The organism is Lactococcus ileimucosae (assembly GCF_943193185.1).
GTDB classification, from domain to species: Bacteria; Bacillota; Bacilli; order Lactobacillales; family Streptococcaceae; genus Lactococcus; species Lactococcus ileimucosae.
In genome coordinates, this window is record NZ_CALPDE010000029.1 from 1 (window position 1) to 18417 (window position 18417).

18 protein-coding genes are annotated in these 18417 nt (G+C 39.1%); 6 read left to right on the forward strand and 12 right to left on the reverse strand.

Translation table 11 applies throughout. From position 1 onward, the window contains the following. Nucleotides 1-129: 129 nt before the first annotated feature. From NFR51_RS09825 to NFR51_RS09840, 4 genes are read right to left on the reverse strand one after another with little or no spacing between them, the layout of a single operon-like run. Entirely contained in the window at nucleotides 130-1113 is a 984-nt protein-coding gene (locus tag NFR51_RS09825; RefSeq protein WP_251713486.1) for an FAD:protein FMN transferase, read from the reverse strand. Further along, entirely contained in the window at nucleotides 1082-1678 is a 597-nt protein-coding gene (locus NFR51_RS09830) for an NADPH-dependent FMN reductase (RefSeq protein ID WP_251713487.1), read from the reverse strand. The genes NFR51_RS09825 and NFR51_RS09830 overlap by 32 nt, the downstream gene beginning before the upstream one ends. A gap of 55 nt (nucleotides 1679-1733) precedes the next feature. Continuing rightward, entirely contained in the window at nucleotides 1734-2540 is an 807-nt protein-coding gene (locus NFR51_RS09835) for a transporter substrate-binding domain-containing protein (protein ID WP_251713488.1), read from the reverse strand. Nucleotides 2541-2552: 12 nt separating this feature from the next. Beyond that, on the reverse strand, nucleotides 2553-3983 hold the full coding sequence (locus NFR51_RS09840) for an amino acid permease (RefSeq protein ID WP_251713489.1): 1431 nt from the start codon (nucleotides 3981-3983) through the stop codon (nucleotides 2553-2555). 320 nt (nucleotides 3984-4303) lie between these two features. Here NFR51_RS09840 and NFR51_RS09845 point away from each other — a divergent pair, with 320 nt between their 5' ends. Next, the gene (locus tag NFR51_RS09845) at nucleotides 4304-5056 is read left to right on the forward strand and encodes a peptidylprolyl isomerase (RefSeq protein WP_251713490.1); all 753 of its coding nucleotides are present in this window, start codon (nucleotides 4304-4306) and stop codon (nucleotides 5054-5056) included. Nucleotides 5057-5527: 471 nt separating this feature from the next. On the opposite strand, the gene NFR51_RS09850 is transcribed toward NFR51_RS09845, so the two are convergent. The 3 genes from NFR51_RS09850 to NFR51_RS09860 form a co-directional block, all read right to left on the reverse strand. After that, the gene (locus NFR51_RS09850; protein WP_251713491.1) at nucleotides 5528-6406 is read right to left on the reverse strand and encodes an RluA family pseudouridine synthase; all 879 of its coding nucleotides are present in this window, start codon (nucleotides 6404-6406) and stop codon (nucleotides 5528-5530) included. Between the two features lie 295 nt (nucleotides 6407-6701). Then, on the reverse strand, nucleotides 6702-7514 hold the full coding sequence (locus tag NFR51_RS09855; RefSeq protein ID WP_251713492.1) for an NAD kinase: 813 nt from the start codon (nucleotides 7512-7514) through the stop codon (nucleotides 6702-6704). Then, nucleotides 7501-8181, reverse strand: coding sequence for a GTP pyrophosphokinase (locus tag NFR51_RS09860; RefSeq protein WP_251713493.1), 681 nt, complete (start codon nucleotides 8179-8181; stop codon nucleotides 7501-7503). Before NFR51_RS09860 ends, NFR51_RS09855 begins: the two co-directional genes overlap by 14 nt. Nucleotides 8182-8493: 312 nt before the next feature. Here NFR51_RS09860 and NFR51_RS09865 point away from each other — a divergent pair, with 312 nt between their 5' ends. Next, entirely contained in the window at nucleotides 8494-9090 is a 597-nt protein-coding gene (locus NFR51_RS09865; protein ID WP_251713494.1) for a CYTH domain-containing protein, read from the forward strand. A gap of 130 nt (nucleotides 9091-9220) precedes the next feature. Continuing rightward, a complete protein-coding gene (locus NFR51_RS09870; protein WP_251713495.1) occupies nucleotides 9221-9739 on the forward strand; it encodes a dithiol-disulfide isomerase in 519 nt (172 codons plus the stop codon). Nucleotides 9740-9814: 75 nt separating this feature from the next. Here the strand turns inward: NFR51_RS09870 and NFR51_RS09875 are convergent, their stop codons facing one another. Together NFR51_RS09875 and NFR51_RS09880 are read right to left on the reverse strand one after the other, a co-directional pair. After that, entirely contained in the window at nucleotides 9815-10171 is a 357-nt protein-coding gene (locus NFR51_RS09875) for a YlbG family protein (protein ID WP_251713496.1), read from the reverse strand. Then, nucleotides 10155-10529 carry a YlbF family regulator gene (locus tag NFR51_RS09880; RefSeq protein ID WP_251713497.1) on the reverse strand — a complete coding sequence of 125 codons (375 nt, stop codon included), beginning with the start codon at nucleotides 10527-10529 and terminating at the stop codon, nucleotides 10155-10157. The genes NFR51_RS09875 and NFR51_RS09880 overlap by 17 nt, the downstream gene beginning before the upstream one ends. 596 nt (nucleotides 10530-11125) lie before the next feature. Here NFR51_RS09880 and NFR51_RS09885 point away from each other — a divergent pair. Further along, nucleotides 11126-12490 carry an amino acid permease gene (locus tag NFR51_RS09885; RefSeq protein ID WP_251713498.1) on the forward strand — a complete coding sequence of 455 codons (1365 nt, stop codon included), beginning with the start codon at nucleotides 11126-11128 and terminating at the stop codon, nucleotides 12488-12490. Between the two features lie 155 nt (nucleotides 12491-12645). Here the strand turns inward: NFR51_RS09885 and recA are convergent, their stop codons facing one another. From recA to NFR51_RS09900, 3 genes are all read right to left on the reverse strand, one after another. Further along, on the reverse strand, nucleotides 12646-13809 hold the full coding sequence (gene recA / locus NFR51_RS09890; RefSeq protein WP_251713499.1) for a recombinase RecA: 1164 nt from the start codon (nucleotides 13807-13809) through the stop codon (nucleotides 12646-12648). Between the two features lie 101 nt (nucleotides 13810-13910). Then, nucleotides 13911-14735 (reverse strand): DNA-formamidopyrimidine glycosylase, encoded by an 825-nt coding sequence (gene mutM / locus NFR51_RS09895; protein WP_251713500.1) that lies wholly within the window; start codon nucleotides 14733-14735, stop codon nucleotides 13911-13913. A 169-nt stretch (nucleotides 14736-14904) separates the two neighbouring features. Continuing rightward, nucleotides 14905-15642 (reverse strand): MurR/RpiR family transcriptional regulator, encoded by a 738-nt coding sequence (locus NFR51_RS09900; RefSeq protein WP_251713501.1) that lies wholly within the window; start codon nucleotides 15640-15642, stop codon nucleotides 14905-14907. 432 nt (nucleotides 15643-16074) lie between these two features. On the opposite strand from NFR51_RS09900, the gene NFR51_RS09905 reads away from it, so the two are divergent. Beyond that, on the forward strand, nucleotides 16075-16881 hold the full coding sequence (locus NFR51_RS09905) for a tyrosine-protein phosphatase (RefSeq protein WP_251713502.1): 807 nt from the start codon (nucleotides 16075-16077) through the stop codon (nucleotides 16879-16881). After that, entirely contained in the window at nucleotides 16874-18172 is a 1299-nt protein-coding gene (locus NFR51_RS09910; protein WP_251713503.1) for a PTS sugar transporter subunit IIC, read from the forward strand. Before NFR51_RS09905 ends, NFR51_RS09910 begins: the two co-directional genes overlap by 8 nt. Nucleotides 18173-18417 lie beyond the last annotated feature (245 nt).

An 18417-nucleotide genomic window follows, 5' to 3' on the forward strand; every position in this document is an offset into this window, starting at 1 on the left:
TTCTAATGTTACGTTTACTTTCTGAGTCTATAGTATAAAAAAAAAAGGTCAAATGAAATGAGTGTTTGATGAGAAAACTTAAGCTTCAACCCTATTAAAAACTCCTGAATTCAGGAGTTTTGGTTTTACTTAGCTTTTTAGGACGAAACTCTTGTCCACCACTCTCACATCCTTGGGCTTTATTCCCAAAATTTTTATTTCTCTATCTTTGCTAATCAGAACTGCCCCTTGAATAACTGAGCGATTCTTAAGAAAAACTTCTTCTGGATTTTCTGTAAAAAACAAGCGTTTTGCCTCAATCTCCCCATCCAGTGACGTATTAGAAAATACAGTCACACTTGCTAGATTGTTCGCATGAGGATAACCTGTTTCAGGATTGAGAATATGATGGTAAGTTTTCCCTTCCTTCTCCAAATAACGCTGATCAATTCCAGAAGTTACAGCCGAGCTTGAGTTTGTTAATACGTGCAGCACGGGAGTTTTACCCTTTTCCAAGGGATTTCGAACGCCTACACGCCATTGCCTCTTCATGGGGTTTCCTAGAAAACGGAGGTTTCCCCCAAGGTTAATCATCCCTGTATAAAAACCCTGCTCACTCCAAAATTCTGCAATTTTGTCTGCAATATAACCTTTAGCAATTCCTCCCAAGTCTAAGGACATCCCTTTTTCAGGAAGAAAAATAGACTTCTCCTGTTCATCAAGACTAATCCCATCAGGATTTATCAGACAAAGTGCTGCTCGAATCTCCAAATCTGAGGGAACTCGTGCATCTGCAAAGCCAATATGCCATAGTTTAGCCAACGGTCCGATACTTGCATTGAAGCCAAAGTGCTCCTGACTGACACGAACAGCTTTTTGAGTAAGCGAATAAACCTCTTGGGAGAGACTTACTGCTTTCTTTCCTGCCGCCTTATTGAGCGTCATCAGCTCCGAATGTTCCCTATGAACAGTAAATAAATTTTCGTAATGTACGATCTTTTCGTAGGTCTGGTCAAGTTTTTCCACACTTGCTAATTCTTCTGCCCGTAGTAAACTCAGCTCAATAACTGTCCCTAGTGCACGGTATTTTTTCGATAAAAAGTCACTCATACTCAGAAGCTCCAGTATCCGCATCTGTCTCCATAAGCTTTCTCAATGGTTTCAAGTTTTTCGCATAGAGGCAAAAGTTCCTAAAGCAGTGCTCTAACCAAGAAATAGTCTGCCTGTCTATCAAATTTCCCGAAGTATCAAAAGCATCAGCTGCGTGACCGAGTAAGAACTGATTAGCAGGTAAAACAAAAGCTTCCAAGCCTGGTGATGAAAGAATCTGTCTAAGGTTTTCCTGAGCAAAAACGGTTCCCTGTTTGCCCAAGGAGGTTCCCACTATCATGACCGGGGTATTAACAAGCGGCTGAATCGCACCCCAAGATAGCCATTCTAACAAGGACTTTAAAGCAGCTGTAATTCCGTGATTATACTCAGGCGTGGAAATAATCAGACCCTCTGAGTCTTCTATCGCTTCTGCGATTTCCAAAATTTTCTTAGGCAAGTCCAAACTATCTTCAGTAAACAACGGAAGCTCCGCTATTTCAACAATCTCAATCTCGGCTTCAGCTACAAAATGTTTCTTCATATACCAGAGCAACTTTCTATTATAGGAAAAACTGGCATTGGTACCTACAATTGCAATCAATTTCATATCTATTCCTCTTCATTAAAGTAAAAAGAGCTTTCGCTCCTTTTATTTTAACATCTTAGGGTTGAAACCACCGCTGCGATAGCTTGCTAAGTTCACCTGACTGACGAAGTTCTTGTAAACCTTGGTCTACTTTACTGATCAGCTCTTTATCTCCCTTACGAGCTGCTACAACATAATTTTCTTGGGGATAGGGGGTGCTGAGAATATTAAATACCGTATTAAGCTGCTTTTCCTTGAGGTAAGTCTTTGCATAGTGTTCGTCCAAGAGGAGTGCTTCAACTTTCCCCTCTTGCAAGGCTGCTACTGCTTCACTAGGTTTATCATATAAAAACATCAAGTTTTCTTTCACAATATTTTTTAAGACATGAGGATACTTACCGAATATTTCGTACTCTACAGAAGCTTTCTGCCCTCCGACAAGTAGATCATGCATGTCGCCAATATTATAAATCTTCGCGTCTCTTGGTACAAGTAATACAGTTCTGGAAGTAAGATAGGTTTGGCTAAATAACATGTCTTTTTTATGTGCCTTGTTTACGATATAAGGCCCCCAGATTAAGTCTACTTCTCCCTCTTTTAAAGCTTTTTCCTTGGCAGACCAGTCCAAAGCTCTCCATCTAATCTGAATATTGTAAGAATCAAAGATAGCCTCAGCCAAAGCTACATTGAAGCCTGTAGGTTTTTGGTTTTCTTGTGATGAACTTAAGGGCGCAAAGTCAGCTTCGTAACCAATGGTGATTGTCTTACTTTCTTCAACTTTTTCCCATGTATTTTCCTTTTGGCTAAGGCCATAGGCTGTTAGGCTCATAAAGACAAATAAAAGGAGTAAAGGGATGAGGAGGTAGGTTTTGATTTTCTTCATTCTATCATTCTATCATTTCTCACGCCGCAAATCTACTGCTTTGAGTGGCACTAACTTTGTATGATGTTTCCATTTATAGCCAAAATAAAGTGCTAAAAACAAGGGAAGCGCAGCGTATATGGCTAAGCCTTCCCCCCAGTGACTGCTGAAAAGCAGTGCTGGATTAAGATTAATCACAATCACCCCTGTCATTATTAGGGATATAATAGGACCAAAGGGAAACCATTTGGCTTGATAAGGAAGCGTTCTTAGATCCCTTCCTTGTACTAAGAAAGCACGACGAAAACGAATGTGGCTTAGAGAAATTCCTACCCAAGCGATAAATCCTGTCAGACTTGATAAATCAACCAGTAAAAGATAAATTTGCGTTCCAAAAATCCCTGTTAAAAACGCAATGACACATACAGCTGTGGTTGCCAATAAAGCATTGATAGGAATACCGTTTCTGCCTATTTTTGAGAAGTATTTTGGCGCACCTTCTTTTTTCCCCAAAGAGTAAAGAATACGTGTTGAAGCGTACATGACAGAGTTTGCTGATGAGATAACAGAGGTCAGGATAACAGCATTCATTACACTGGCTGCGACAGCCAGACCAATATTTTTGAAAACAATGGTAAAAGGACTCATCACAGCTGTCGCCTCAGAATTCAACAAGCGTGGGTCTTGGTAGTTAATGAGAGACGCAACAACAATAATTGTAAAAATGTAGAAAAGAAGGATGCGCCAGAAAATAGAATTCATCGCTTTAGGAATGCTCTTTTCAGGATTTTCCGTTTCACCTGCTGTAACCCCCAACAACTCTGTCCCTTGGAAGGAAAAACCTGCGATAAGTAAAACGCCCACAAATCCTGTAATACCCCCGGTAAATCCATGATTCCCAGCAGTAAGATTTTCCACAACATCAATATGATTTCCAAGAATACCGATAATTGTTAAAAGTCCCACCACGAGAAAAATAAGGATTGTGACCAGCTTGATAATAGACAGCCAGTATTCGGTTTCTCCAAACGCTCGAACTGCCATAATATTAATAGCAAAAATAAGCGCAGCAGCTAGCCCTGAAAAAATCCAAGTAGGAATATGTGGCAACCAAAATTGGGTAATCAGTCCTGCTGTCGTCAAATCAACGGCAATAGTGATGGTTCCATTTAGCCAGTAATTCCAGCCCAGAGCAAAGCCAAAAGCTGGATCAACAAATCGCGCGCCATAATCTGTAAAAGAACCCGATGTTGGCAAATATGTTGCCATCTCTCCTAAGGAAGTCATCACAAAATAAACTATTATCCCAACCAGGATATAAGCCACTACTGCTCCAAAAGGCCCTGCCTGACTGATGGTTGCTCCTGAGGTCAGAAAGAGCCCCGTACCAATCGTGCCACCCAAGGCAATCATCGTGATGTGCCGCTGCTTTAAATCACGTCTTATTTGATTTTCATTTTTCATATTTTTTCTTTCTAGTACTCTCCTTCATGGTTAGAATATTTTTGCCCAAAAGAAAAGACCAAATAGTCAAACTATCCGGTCTTTTTGAGAATCACCGGCATAGATGTCTTTCGAGCGTACTCTAAAGCTGCATCTATACCAAAAGTATGACACAACTCCTATCTATGCACATGATGATGTTGAGTTTGGCGGTCAAACTTAGACATATATGATTCTCCTTCCTGATATTTTTACTTAGTATATTCCTTTATTCAAAATTTTGCAAGAATAAACTTTTCAAACTCGTTTAGTCTGAGAAAGTTTTATGTTAAAATATAGAAATGGAAAAGAAAAAAAATACGAATATCATTTTTGGAGGGCTCTTGGTCCTTGTCGTTGTTATTGTCGGAAGCCTGATTTACTTTGCAAACAACTCTGGAAGCACAACTGATGCAAAAGAAGACCTGCAAAGTGTAGCGCTCCCACAGTTATCTACTGAGGTTGGGAAAGACGAGGCTGAAGTTCAATTCCAAACTACAGCAGGAAATATTAATATCAAACTCTTCCCTAAACTCGCACCTATGGCCGTGGAGAACTTTTTGGCTTTAGCTAAAGAAGGCTACTATAAGGACAATGAGTTTTTCCGAGTGATTAACAACTTCATGATTCAAACAGGCGACCCAAGCAACAAAGGAACAGGCAGCAAATCAGTTGTGAATAATAACAAACCTTTTGCTACTGAAATCTCTAATCAGCTTTATAATATTCGCGGTGCAGTGTCGCTTGCTAACAGCGGTCCAGGAGAAACAAGTAGCTCACAATTCTTCATTGTTCAAAATCCTAAGGCTGCAGATCAAGGCTTGACAACAGAAAAATACCCAGAGAAGATTATCGAAGCCTACAAACAAGGTGGAGCTCCTTTCCTTGATGGACAATATACTGTTTTCGGTCAAGTTATCTCTGGCATGGACGTTGTGGACAAGATTGCTGCAGGTAAAGTTACAACAAACCCAAATAACCCTCAAGAAGAATCTTCACCTGTTAACCCTGAAAAAATCACAGGCGTGAAAATTATTAAAGGCTGGGACTTCTAACATATAAAAAATCTTTTGTTCACATACAGAAGATTTTTTATATGCAGATAAGATGAGCAAATACCCCTTCATCATTCTTACTCACACATGAAGCTGAAGGATATAATGAGAGTAAAAAGAAAGGGATTGCTGCGAACAAAGCTTTTCTAGTCCTGTAAAGAATGCTAGTCAAGTCATCGATAGATAGCTGTCATTACTTCACTGAAGTTTTGTTTTGGGTTCAATGCAAGCATGAATGGCAGTGGAGCCAAAAAACAATCGTTTTTTTGAAGTAAAGCCAGTAAGAATGCTTAGAGTATTTATAAAAAACTTGAGGCTGAGACAAAAGTCCAAAATAATGAAAAATCGCTCGATCTCGGCAAATAAGAATGCCGTGATTGAGCGATTTTACTTTTACGATTATGGTTAATATCATCCAAATTCGGACTTTTGTTCCAGCTTCAAACTTTTATCTCAATCTCCAGTAGCATGTTAACGCATTAATTTCTGCATATCTTCTGGCATCTCTAACTCAATATCGATGAGTTCGTCTGTAAAAGGGTGTATAAATTGTAAATGGTGACAGTGAAGCGCTTGACGATCAATTAGCTCATGGTTTCCACCGTAAAGTTCATCTCCTACAAGAATATGGCCCAAATGGGAAAAATGAACACGAATTTGATGGGTCCGACCAGTATGTAAAACGACATCCAGTTGCATCAGCCCATTTTTTTCCGCTACAACTTCATAGCTTGTTCGCGCTTCCTTTCCATCAGGGCTCACGCGCCGCTCGATGATTGAAGATTCTACTCGACCAATAGGCAGATTAATCTCCCCAGCTTTTGGTAATTTTTCATCTGCATAAATAATGGCATAATATCGTTTTGTCACGCTCTCCTTGTACTTTGGATGCACAATTAAAGAATGGGCCAGACTGTGCTTAGCAAAAAGCATCAAGCCACTCGTATCTCGATCCAAGCGTGTGATGATATGCACAGTTTGATCTTCATATTTTTTACGGACAATATAGCCTTTGACCAGATTAGACATGGCTCCTGTCGGATGCAAACGTCCCGTAATTGACGTCCGTCCCGCAGGCTTGTTGACAATCAAATAATGTTCATCTTCAAAAACCACCTCTGGGTCAATATCCTCAGGAATCAACAGGTCTGTTCCTTCTTCTACTGGTGTTATAATTGTCACAACATCATCTACTTGCAAAGGAAAGAGAACGTTACGCTCCATACCATTCACCAAAATCTTGCCGCCATCAAACTTGACATGTGAAAGAAAGCGTTTGGAAACACCATGTTGCTTCAGTAAAGTTTTTACCGTGTTCCCCTCAATTGTATTTGTAAATGAAAATTCCACTGCTTTAACTTCTCCTCTTAAGTCTGTTCCTAATCAAACATTTGTATGGTACCTTCTAGCAGATTAAGTCGTACTTTTCGACATCTAAAAACTCCAACACATGTCGGAGTTTGCCTAGAACAGAATTTCATTATATCACATTTGTTTCGTATGAGTAAATATGTTTCAATCAAAAAATATGACAAATGCATGAAGAATTTATGAAAGCGAGAAAAGTTTCCTCTTGTTATTTTACCCTAAATAACAGCTCCTATCATCAAGAGTCACTTTCCTACAGACACAGCACTTTACATTTTTACTCAACTTCTCCAATAAAAGCATTTCGCACACGTTCCCAAAAACTTGTGTGGGCACAGTTCGCAAAAGCGATCGTTTTACCGTCCATACTGTATTCAATGGCTTCAATCTTCTCATAATTAAAAATCAGCTGGTCAACAGTGACACTATAGTCCTCAACATCTTCGGGACAGATAATAATCGTGTCTTTTTTAGCAACCACCATCGGTGCCCCCAATGTCCGGTAAACGATATTATTAAGGCTGGCTATCTCAGCCATTTGCATGGCTTCCACGCGGGGATGCAAAACAGCGCCTCCTATAGACTTATTATAGGCTGTTGACCCCGTCGGGGTGGACACAGAAAGACCGTCACCACGGAACTTTTCAAAAAGAAAATCAGATATTTTGATGTCCGCCACTAAAGTCTTAGATGTACGGCGAATGGTTGACTCATTAAGCGCATAATGCAGTTTTTCAGAACCGTCCTTGAATTTCACCAAGATACGGAGAAGGGGATAATGTACAGCATGTTTGGCTACTTCTGACTCTAATGCCACAATCACCTTGTCTAAATCAGTATTCATAAAGTCGGTATAAAAACCTAAATGCCCCGTATGAACACCTAGAAAACGAATTTTATCCAGTTTATTCTCATAGAGATGCATGGCCTTGAGTAAGGTACCATCCCCTCCTACGGAGATAACTATTTCTGGGTTTTCTTCCTCAAATTGAAAATTTTTAGCTTGCAAAAGCGCTGTTAACTCTAACAGCGTTTCCTGTGACTTTTCACTTGAGTTCCCTACCAACCAGATTTTTTTACCAGAGCGCATTGTCTTCTCCGTTTTCCTTTTTATAATCCAGCCTTGCTTGAGGATCATCAAAAAGCAACTGTGCTTCTTGAATATCTTCTCGAATGGCTCCCATTTCCATATCAAGCTGTGCTGCCATATGTGCTGCAGTAGTTAAACGTTCTCGGACGTCCTCCGGAATAACGCCGCCATATTTATAACTTAGGGAATGTTCAATGGTCGCCCAAAAATTCATTGCCAATGTCCGGATTTGAATTTCTGCAAGAACGACCCGTGAACCTTCGATCGTATCAATCGGATACTCAATCACAACATGATATGAACGATAGCCACTCGCTTTTTGGTTGTGTATATAATCACGCTCCTCAACGATTTTTAGGTCTTTACGTTTTCTCAAAAGCTCCAAAACATCCCAAACATCATCAACAAACTGTACCATAACGCGAACACCAGCGATGTCTTCCATCTCTTGAATCGTTTCCAGTGTATAGCCTCTCATAGCAGCCTTCTTACGAATCGAGTCGCGCCGCTTTACACGACCAGTGACGAATTCTATCGGCGAGTAGAGTTTTTTCTTTAAAAATTGCTTGCGCACGCCACGAAGTTTGATTTTTAATTCTCCGACCGTTTGAACATAGGGATCAAGAAACTCTTCCCAATCAAATTCGGCTGCTGTACTTTCAGTCATAAGCTTATCCAAATTAACCTTTGGTCAATTCTCCTTTGCATTTTATTACAGTCCTTCTAAATTATACCATATCTCCCCTATATTAACTAGACAACTTTACATAATTTAAAAGGGAAAAAGCGGCCACAAATGTACCATAAACCTAAGGAGAAACCTAAGGAGTGGGAGGTTCAATTTCTTTGTGACTTTACTTAGATACGGGCTTTTGATATACTTTTAAATAATAAATCATTTATCATTCTAACCAGAAGGGAGGATGTCTCTCTTGGAGATCTTGCAAAGAGTAATCTAAATAGAGCATCTTTTATAAAAATGTCAGCAAATTTAGAAATCGAGCATAAAACGATGCTCTCCATGCCGGAGTACGACCGTTTGAAAACCCTCTTTTCTCATGTCACTCCCGTTCGACAGACGAATCACTATCTTGACTCTCAAGATTTTATACTTCGGAAGAAAAAGTTAGCCTTACGCATACGTACCTTTGACCGTTCGGCGGAAATGACGCTTAAAGTCCCTCAGCAGGTGGGCAATATCGAGCATAATATAGAGCTTACCCTTGAAGAAGCGCAATACCTTATCTCTCAAAAGAGTGTCACCTGTGGGAAAACTGACCTCAGTGAAATCTGCGATATTTTGAAAGAGAGAGGTGTTGATTTAGAAAGTATCACCTTGGTTGGGAGCTTAACAACTATTCGCTATGAACAGCGTCTTCCCATTGGATTAGCAGCACTTGACAAAAATGACTATCTTGGACATACAGATTACGAGCTAGAACTAGAAGTAACAGACAGTGAGCAGGGAAAAAAGGATTTTTTAGCTTTCCTGAAAAAAAATCACATTGAATTTCGTTTTTCAAAATCTAAAGTCGTGCGTTTTCTGGACTGTTTACGCCATATGAATCAACAGTAAAAAGTGCTTATTTAGCACTTTTTGCATATAATTTGGTCTGCTATCTAAAATTTGATAAACTATATTTCGTAGATATACCAACAGATAAAAAACAATTATAACAGACTTAATAAGGAAAAATATAACACTTATGTATGACATTCATCATTTTTTCACCCCGATTCTTAACAAATTCTCCGAATTTGACTCTCACAACTGGTATCTCTATCCTGTGGCTACACTTGCAGCAGCTAAAGAATTACGTGACAGCAGCAATTTGCCTAAAAATATTGAGTATCTCAATGCCAGCTTTGATCGCCTTCAAAAGATTTCTTCAGACTTTTTAACGATAAATCTGCACGGACGAAAATACGGACGAAAATTCATCCTAGCCTTGCAAGAAAGGTTAGAAAATCTAAGCATTCTTGACTATAACAATCAGATGCGCCACGAGATATTATCAGAAATACAGTTAACCACTGCTGACTTTGTGGCTCATCGTCATTTTGCTAAAAAGCAAATGATAAAAAATGCGCAAGAATTTTATAAAAATGATTTCACCCAAGTTCCAGCAACCTTAGTCTACACAGAAAATGAATGCTTACATATCGAGAGCTACCCACACGTCATTATTCAAAATTACCTTCGCCATATCGAAAAAACTGCCTGACAAAAGGCAGTTTTTTAGGTATTCTTTCTCGGCTTACACGCTCTATCGATTTTACCGCAAGCTTCTATAGAAATATCATAGTTTAGCTAAAGCTGCATCAAGCTGACGTTTAATTTCTTCATTTGTTTCAGCAAAAGCTTCTGAAAAGTTTGTATTGAGTTCCTGAAGATGGCTATGACGTATTTTTTTCACAAATTTGAGCTCGTTGAGCTTCTTGATCGTCTCTGCCACATCTTCCTCATTTACATAAAGAAGACTGTAGTGCGCCTTGCGGCTCGTATAGCCAAGATCTCCATATCGGTTCAACTGCCTATTGCCTTTGTAAGAATTGCAATAGACAAAAAGGGCACTTCTCTTTCGTTTATCCAAGGGGCGAACTGCTGGACTTTCTGATTTATTTTCTTCTGTTTCTTGATTAGTGATGGCGTTCATGGCGCCTCCCTCCTTTCAAGGGCAAATTTTCATCTACAAAAATATGTTCTGAGATTGATGATGCAATATCTTTCGTTAAATCGGATAAAAGTTCTTGCAAGTCATTTTCAGCAACGCGCAGATTATAGACCTTCTCGTTGAATAAAATTTCCTTTTTTAACTGCAACAACTCCGGACGAAAAGCTATGTACTCTTGATTTTCTGTAAGGATATTTAACTTTTCCTGCAAGTCCTTATCTGCTTCAAACTCAGCTTTCAAGCCACGGTAAACAGCAACTTGTGGCAAATCTAAAAAAGCTTTAACCAGAGTATCAATTGAGTCCTCAATCTCGAACAATTGTTCATTTATGATTAACATATTTTTATTATACCAGAGTCTGAGACAAAAGTAGAAAGAGACTGATTTCAGCAAAAACGTAAAAAATGAAAATGCTTAACCGAAGTATTCTTATACATGGGGTTAAGCCTTTTTTCATTTGGGGATTTTTCCAAAATATGCCGAGATAAAAGCTTATGCTTGAACTATTCAGCCCCATTTTTCGAAAGTCTCCTTTCGACATGGCTGCTTTTTTGATTTACACGTCATTTACTGGCCACTCCTCTTGGATAAATTCCCTTATCCTTAATTTATTTTGTATAATTATTCACATTAGTTTTCACTAAGCATCAGATACCTCTATTAAGATATTTAGTATGAAACTGTCTAAATGTGCCCTAAACAGCTTTCTAGATTGTCTTTCCAACATTTAAAAGGCAAAAATTCTTCAAGGTAAAAGTACCGATAAAAGCACAGAGGAAAGAGATAATCTTCTCGATAAACAGGAGGTACCTCAAAAGAAACTTTTTAGCCTCTGCTTTAAAATATCTTCTCATTCATCTTGCCAATTTTAGCCAAAAGCGATATAATTACTTTATAATGTTTATAATTGTGCATAAAATTACAGAAAGGTTTTTATGAATAATGAAAACAATCAGACTCAAAGAGGTCTGAAAAATCGTCACATCCAGCTTATCGCAATTGCTGGAACTATCGGAACAGGTCTCTTCTTAGGAGCAGGGCAGTCTATTAGCATGACTGGGCCATCAATTCTACTGATTTACATCATCATCGGAGCACTGATGTTCATCTTACTCCGAGCAATTGGCGAGATGCTCTACATGGACCCAGAGCAGCACTCTTTTCTTAACTTTGTCAGCCGCTATCTTGGGAACAAAGCTGGTTATTTTATTCAGTGGTCGTATTGGCTTGTTGTTATTTTCATGGCAATGGCCGAATTAACTGCCGTTGGCGTCTATATCCAATTCTGGCTACCGAGTGTACCCGTGTGGCTCACCGAAACAGTTATCCTCTTAGTCTTAACTGCACTTAATACGCTTAACGCTAGATTCTTTGGTGAAACAGAGTTTTGGTTTGGAATGATAAAAATTGTAGCCATTCTTGGTCTGATTGTTACCGCTGTTGTGATGGCTTTTACGGGCTTTCAAGCTGATGGAACAACGGTCAGCCTAAGTAATGTTGTCAAAGACTTCTCTTTCTTCCCTAATGGAATCGCTAACTTTATCGGAAGCTTCCAAATGGTTATGTTTGCCTTTGTAGCCATGGAATTTATCGGCATGACTGCAGCAGAAACTCTGGATCCTCGCCCAACTCTTAAAAAGGCTATCAATCAGATTCCGATTCGTATTTTGATTTTCTATATTGGAGCACTGACTGCCATCATGTCCATTTACCATTGGACAGACATTCCTGCGGATCAGTCCCCATTTGTCATGGTTTTTGACCTTATCGGTTTTAAGTGGGCAGCTGCACTGATTAACTTTGTCGTTTTAACTTCAGCAGCATCAGCACTTAACTCTGCTCTCTTTTCAACAACACGGAATCTTTTCTCCCTTTCAAAATTACATGGAGACAAAGCGCTGCGACCTTTCACGAAACTTTCTAAAAATGGTATCCCAACCAATGCGCTCTTCTTCACCGCAGCTTTGATTTTCTTGGCACCGTTCATCTCACTTATTCCAGGTGTTTCTAACGGTTTTGTCTTTATTACCAGTGTCGCAACCAATCTCTTCTTGATTGTTTACATTATGACACTCATCGCTTATACAAAATATCGAAAATCAGATGAATATATGAAAGAGGGTTTCAAGGTCCCAATGCCTAACGTCTTAATTCCTGTTACTATCGTTGCTTTTACTTTAATCTTCATCTCACTCTTCTTCTTCAAAGATACACGCATACCGGCTATTGGCTCAGCAATTTGGATCCTTGGCTTTGGTATTGTTTCTTATTTCCGCAAGGAAAAGAGTGCTCAACGGTAGGGCAAGAATGTAGGAGTTTTCAGAGACTGCTGAAGGCTTATGATTTATCAAAATCTACCAAAAAATGGAACGCAGCATGCGGTTCCATTTTTTATTTTCAAGACTTATGACTGTTCTTCAACAGTCATAATTTTATTCAGAAGCTGTTTCTTCTACTATTCTAATTCCAGTTCGATTTCTTCCACGGCAGCAGTTTCAGCTTTTTCTTTTTTGTTTATTTTTTTATCAGTCTTTTTATCTTCGACTTCTTTGCTCTCTGTCTTTTCACTTCCTTCAATCAAACCATATTTTTGACGTACTTGGCGATCAATTTCATTGAAAATCTCTGGATTGTCCTTAAGAAAGGCCTTTGCTTTTTCAGCGCCTTGACCGATTTTTTCATCATTATAAGAGAACCACGCACCGGCTTTTTTAACAATGCCTTCCTCAACAGCAATTGTCAAAAGTTCGCCTGTTTTCGAAATTCCCTCACCAAACATGATGTCAACCACAGCTACTTTAAATGGTGGGGCAACCTTGTTTTTTACAACCTTAATTTTTGTTGACTTACCAATAGCCGTTTTATTGTCCCCAGAACCTTCCTCGATTTTTGTACTTCCACGTACATCTAAGCGCACAGAGGCATAGAACTTAAGCGCACGCCCCCCCGGTGTTGTTTCTGGGCTTCCAAACATAACACCGACTTTTTCACGCAATTGGTTGATGAAAATAGCTGTTGTCTTTGTCTTGTTAATACCTGCAGCGAGCTTACGCATGGCTTGGCTCATCATACGAGCTTGTAAGCCGACTGTAGAGTCGCCAATTTCTCCGTCGATTTCGGCACGAGGTGTCAAAGCAGCTACTGAGTCAACAACAACAAGGTCAACAGCGCCTGACTCAATCAATTTTTCCGCAATCTGCAGCCCTTGTTCACCATAGTCAGGCTGTGATAAAAGAAGCTGATCGATATCTACGCCAATAGCCGCTGCATAAACAGGATCCAAGGCATGCTCAGCATCAATAAAGGCAGCAATTCCCCCCTCGGCTTGCACTTGAGCAACTGCATGAAGGGCAACGGTTGTTTTACCAGAACTTTCTGGACCATAAATTTCGATAATACGTCCTTTAGGGTACCCCCCAGCTCCCAGCGCAATATCCAGTGCCAAACTCCCCGAGCTTGTCACTTGGACTTTTTGACTGGCTGCCTCTCCCAAACGCATCAAAGAACCTTTCCCAAAGTCCTTTTCGATAAGGTCAAGAGCTTCTTTCAGTGCTTTTTCACGCTCTGCACCATATTTTTTTGTAATATCTTCTAATTTTTTCTTTTTCTTTGTAGCCATTGCTTTCTCCGTTAATCTTTTTGCTCTTTATATTATAGCATTTTTCATTTTGTTTGAAACTGATTGCATCACATAATCTTACACGTAAAAATCTTGAATTTTCACTTTATTTTTTGACAATAGGGGCAAAAATGTGAGCCGCGGCCTGCAACCTTTATTTTTTCGATTTCGGCTTTACGGCACCGGGGGCAAATTTCCCCTTGCTTACCATAAACCATAAGGAGCTCCTGCATACTTCCTTCTTTCCCCATCGCATTTTTATAAGTGCGAATACTAGAGCCCCCACGTTCCACTGCTGTCTGCAGTACTTCAATCGTCTTATCATGAATCAGATGAATTTGTTTTGCACTTAGCTCTGAACTCACTGTTTCGGGATGCACCTGTGAGCGCCAGAGCACTTCATCCACATAAATATTTCCCAGACCTGCAACCAAAGTTTGGTCTAATAAATAGGGCTTAATCTTCTTTTGTGATTGATGCAGTTTTTTTGAAAAGAGAGCCTCATCAAAATCTTCATTTCTGGGCTCAGGACCAATCTTTTTCGATGTAAAATACTGCTCAACTTTCTCAGAATCCAGCAACTCCCATGTCCCAAACTTTCTCACATCTGCATAAACAAGTACCGCATCCGAAAACTCCACAAAGATATGGTCATGCTTTTGGCTTTCAAACCCTAGAGGCTCAACACGATACTTCCCTTCCATGCGCAGATGAGAAATTAACGTCCATTGTCCAAAGTCAAATAACAAATATTTACCTCGGCGCTTAATATCTTTAATTTCCCGTCCTTCAAGTTCTTTTTTTAGCTCCTCAAATCCCGTCAGAACCATTCTTGGATAAGAACTCTTAATATTGAGGATTTTTTTGTTTTTCACCAGCTTTTCCAAGCCTTGCCGAACATTTTCGACTTCTGGTAATTCAGGCATCTTCTCTAGCATCCTATCTTGTTGTTAAAGTTGTTTCATCCCGATATATTTCATCACAAAATATTGAACACTTCAATATTATATCCTATTTCTAACTCTAAATCAATATATAATATTGGTTTTTTCGATATTGTAGCATAATAAAAACAAGTAAAAGTTTTACTTGTTTTTATAAGGCCTTTTCAACAAGACGATTGATAAAAAGACTGCTTAAGCCTAATCTAAGACTGGAGATGCCTGAAAGATGACCGGGAAAATTCATCGCGAGAAGTAACTTCACTTCCCCTTTTAAGCCTTCACTCGAGTGCTCAGTGATTAACATGGTCGAGATTTCCCGCTTTTTAAGACTGCACAAAGCCTCCCGAACTGCTGAAGACTTCGCATTCGCTGAGAAAAAAACCACCAAAGATTGACTGGAAAGTCTCTTAAATACTGCTGTCGTCAGCTCCGAAGCAGAGGAAATCCGAAGGCGAGAAGAAGGGTAGCCTTTTTTTAAGAGGAGGTAAGAAAAGAGCTCCATTAGAATATACTGACTCTCTGACGAAGCACAAAGATAAATAGTTGAGGAAGACTTAACCAGTTCATTAAAATCCATCAATAAGCCCTTCGTCAACATGCTGTCTATCCCTTGCACAGTCTCTCCCAAGTCAAAGTCAACCTGCCCTGCTTCCGCATATGGTAAGGACCAATCAAGAGAATACTTGAAATCAGAAACACCCTTAAACCCTAATTTTTGAATAAAGCGTAAAAGTGAGGACTTGGAGGTGTAAATGCGCTCTGCCATCTGGGCTAAGCTAAGATTAGGAATGTCCTCTTGATGCTTAATTAAAGCATGATACGTCTGTTTTTTGTTGTCAGATAAATCGTTCAAATATGGTCCAATAACTTCCTCTAATGTTGCCAACATGCCCTCCCTTAATAGCACCTTTATTCTGTTTAAAACTCTTTTTCATTTGTATTCGTTTTCATTATACCATTTAACTCTAAAATAAAAAAAGTAATTAAAAAAACAAAAATGCCCAAGTGAAACATTTTAAAGACAGGTTGTCAACGTTTCATTTGGGACTCCGCTTCACGGCAAAAACAAAAATAAGAGGACATTTTCTCACCATCACACTCGCCTACAAAAACTCCTTTTTAGCCTCTTGGAGATAAATTTTTTAAGTTCAAAGAAGTCCGAAGACACTTTACGTGTGCAAGGCGAAGAGTGTTGACGACAAAACTCAGAAATTTAAGACAAATCCCAAAAGTTTGGGAAAAGCTGTCAAACTCAGTGAATACTCTATATTTTATGTTCAAATTTTTTTATACTAAATGTAAAAAGAAAGGAGAAGAATTAATGGAGAAACTTCACTTGGAACAGCTTTATAATTTCCGAGATTTTGGAGGTTATGAAACGACAGATGGAAGGAGACTTAAGAAAGGAGTTTTATACCGTTCAGATGAGCTCAGCCACCTGACAAAAAAAGATAGACAAACACTGCAGAAACTAAATATAAAAACTGTGATTGATTATCGAAGCCTCAAAGAACGTTATGGAAATGAAAATAAAGACTTCGGACAGAAAAAAACTTTTTATCTGACACCCATTGCTGACATCGCAGCTTTAGCTTCCGCAGAACATGGGGAAATCGATATGGAGGACCAAAGTAAGTTAACACCTGACTTGGTCGAGTTTTTAATGATTAAGCAAAACCAGACTTTTGTAACCGATCCGCACTGTAAAATGGTTTATAAAAGCATGATAGAAATTTATTTAAACCCTGATAATGGAAAAATCGTTCAACACTGCCGAGGTGGAAAAGATCGGACAGGATACGGTGTTGCCCTCCTCCAAGGCTTACTTGGCGTAGCAAAAAAAGATATCCTCAAGGACTATCTTTTAACCAATCTCTATAAGAAAGATAAAAATCAGCAGAGTCTTGAAAAAATTCAAGAAGAAACGGGAAATTCCTCGTTAGTTAAAGCCATAAGTTATTTTAAAAAAGCGGACACAAGGTTTCTGGGAGCGGCCTTAAATTATATCGAGGAGCACTACCAAAGCATTGAAAACTATGCAAAAAGAGAACTTTCAATTACCGAAAAGCACATTCAGTATCTCAAGGAGAGATACTTAGAAAGCAATGAGAAAGATAAAAATGAGTAATGTCGTGAAGAAAATGAATCAAAAGAAATACGATAAAATCAAGCAAGCATTTGCCATGACAGCAGGAAAAATGGCCAGTAATTTATACATGCGTACAATCTCTGAGGCCATGATGGGAATGATGCCTATCATGATGATTAGCTCTGTTGCTTCTTTACTTAATGCCATTAATTTTTGGGGAATCAAGCCTTTCTTCCAGAGTATCGGTTTAACAAAATTATTTGAGCAAATTAATGCCATGACTATTAGCATTGTCGCTGTTTATGTTGCAATACTAATTTCTTACAAGCTAGCAATAAATCTAAAACACGATCCGCTAAATGCTACAATAGTTGGAACTCTGTCCTTTTTTATCCTAAGCAACTTGTCCGTTGAGGATAAAACACAGTTTTTAAATCTCGTAGATTTAGGCTCTGCTGGTATATTTGTTGCGATGATTGGTGGATTACTCGGGACACGGTTATATATCTTCTTTATGGAGAAAAAATTAACAATTAAAATGCCTGACTCCGTTCCTCCAGTGGTTCAGAAGACCTTTGAATCCATTCTCCCTGGGATTCTCGTCGCTACAGTGATGGGAGGCATCTTTCTCCTTGTTTCCCTGAGCTCACAAGCCAGCATGATTAATTTAATCAATACCCTCTTGCAAAAACCGCTTCTCTCTCTGGGTTCAAATATTTTTGCAGCCATGTTTATTGTCGCCTTTATCGAACTTATCTGGTTCTTTGGTATTCACGGTGTACTTGCAATCTATCCTGTCCTTATGATGGTCTACCAACAGCCGCAAATGACTAATCTCGAAGCCTATAGCGCTGGGCAAGCGCTACCTTTCTTATTCACTACAGGTTTTATTCTAAATAATCGAGGAGCTAGAAGTTTTGCGGTTGCCTTGCTTGCAATCTTCAAGTGTAAATCTGAACAACTCAAATCAGTTGGTAAACTTTCCGTCATCCCCTCTATGTTTGGGATATCTGAACCTGTAAAATTTGGTCTGCCACAGATTATGAATATACGAATGCTCATCCCCTTAATGTTGACACCTGCTGTCTCTGTATTCTCTGCATGGCTATTAACAATCATTGGCTTTCTCCCCTATCAAAACGGGGGTAACCTTCCAACAGGATTTCCGATTATTTTCGGCGGTTTCCTTACAAATGGTTGGCAAGGTATTGTTGCCCAGCTGGTACAACTGATCCTTTGTGTCCTCATCTATATCCCTTTCATGAAATCACAAGACCTTGCATATCTGGAAGAAGAAAAGGCAGTATTCGAGACGAAAAACAAGCAATGATGCTAAAATTCTGAAAAATAAAAAGCAAAGATTTAAATTTAACTTCATAAAATATTGAAGCAGCTTCGTCAAAACGTGCCATTCAACATTAGTGCCTGTTAGAGTCAAAATCTTATTAGATAAGGTCCTACAGGACTGACCAGCCAGGATTACTCCTTTGGGAGGACGGACGGAGGCTGGCATTATGACGGTCAAAATCAAAAACGATATTTTTTTGATTTTGAACTAATAAGGCGCTTAGGCAA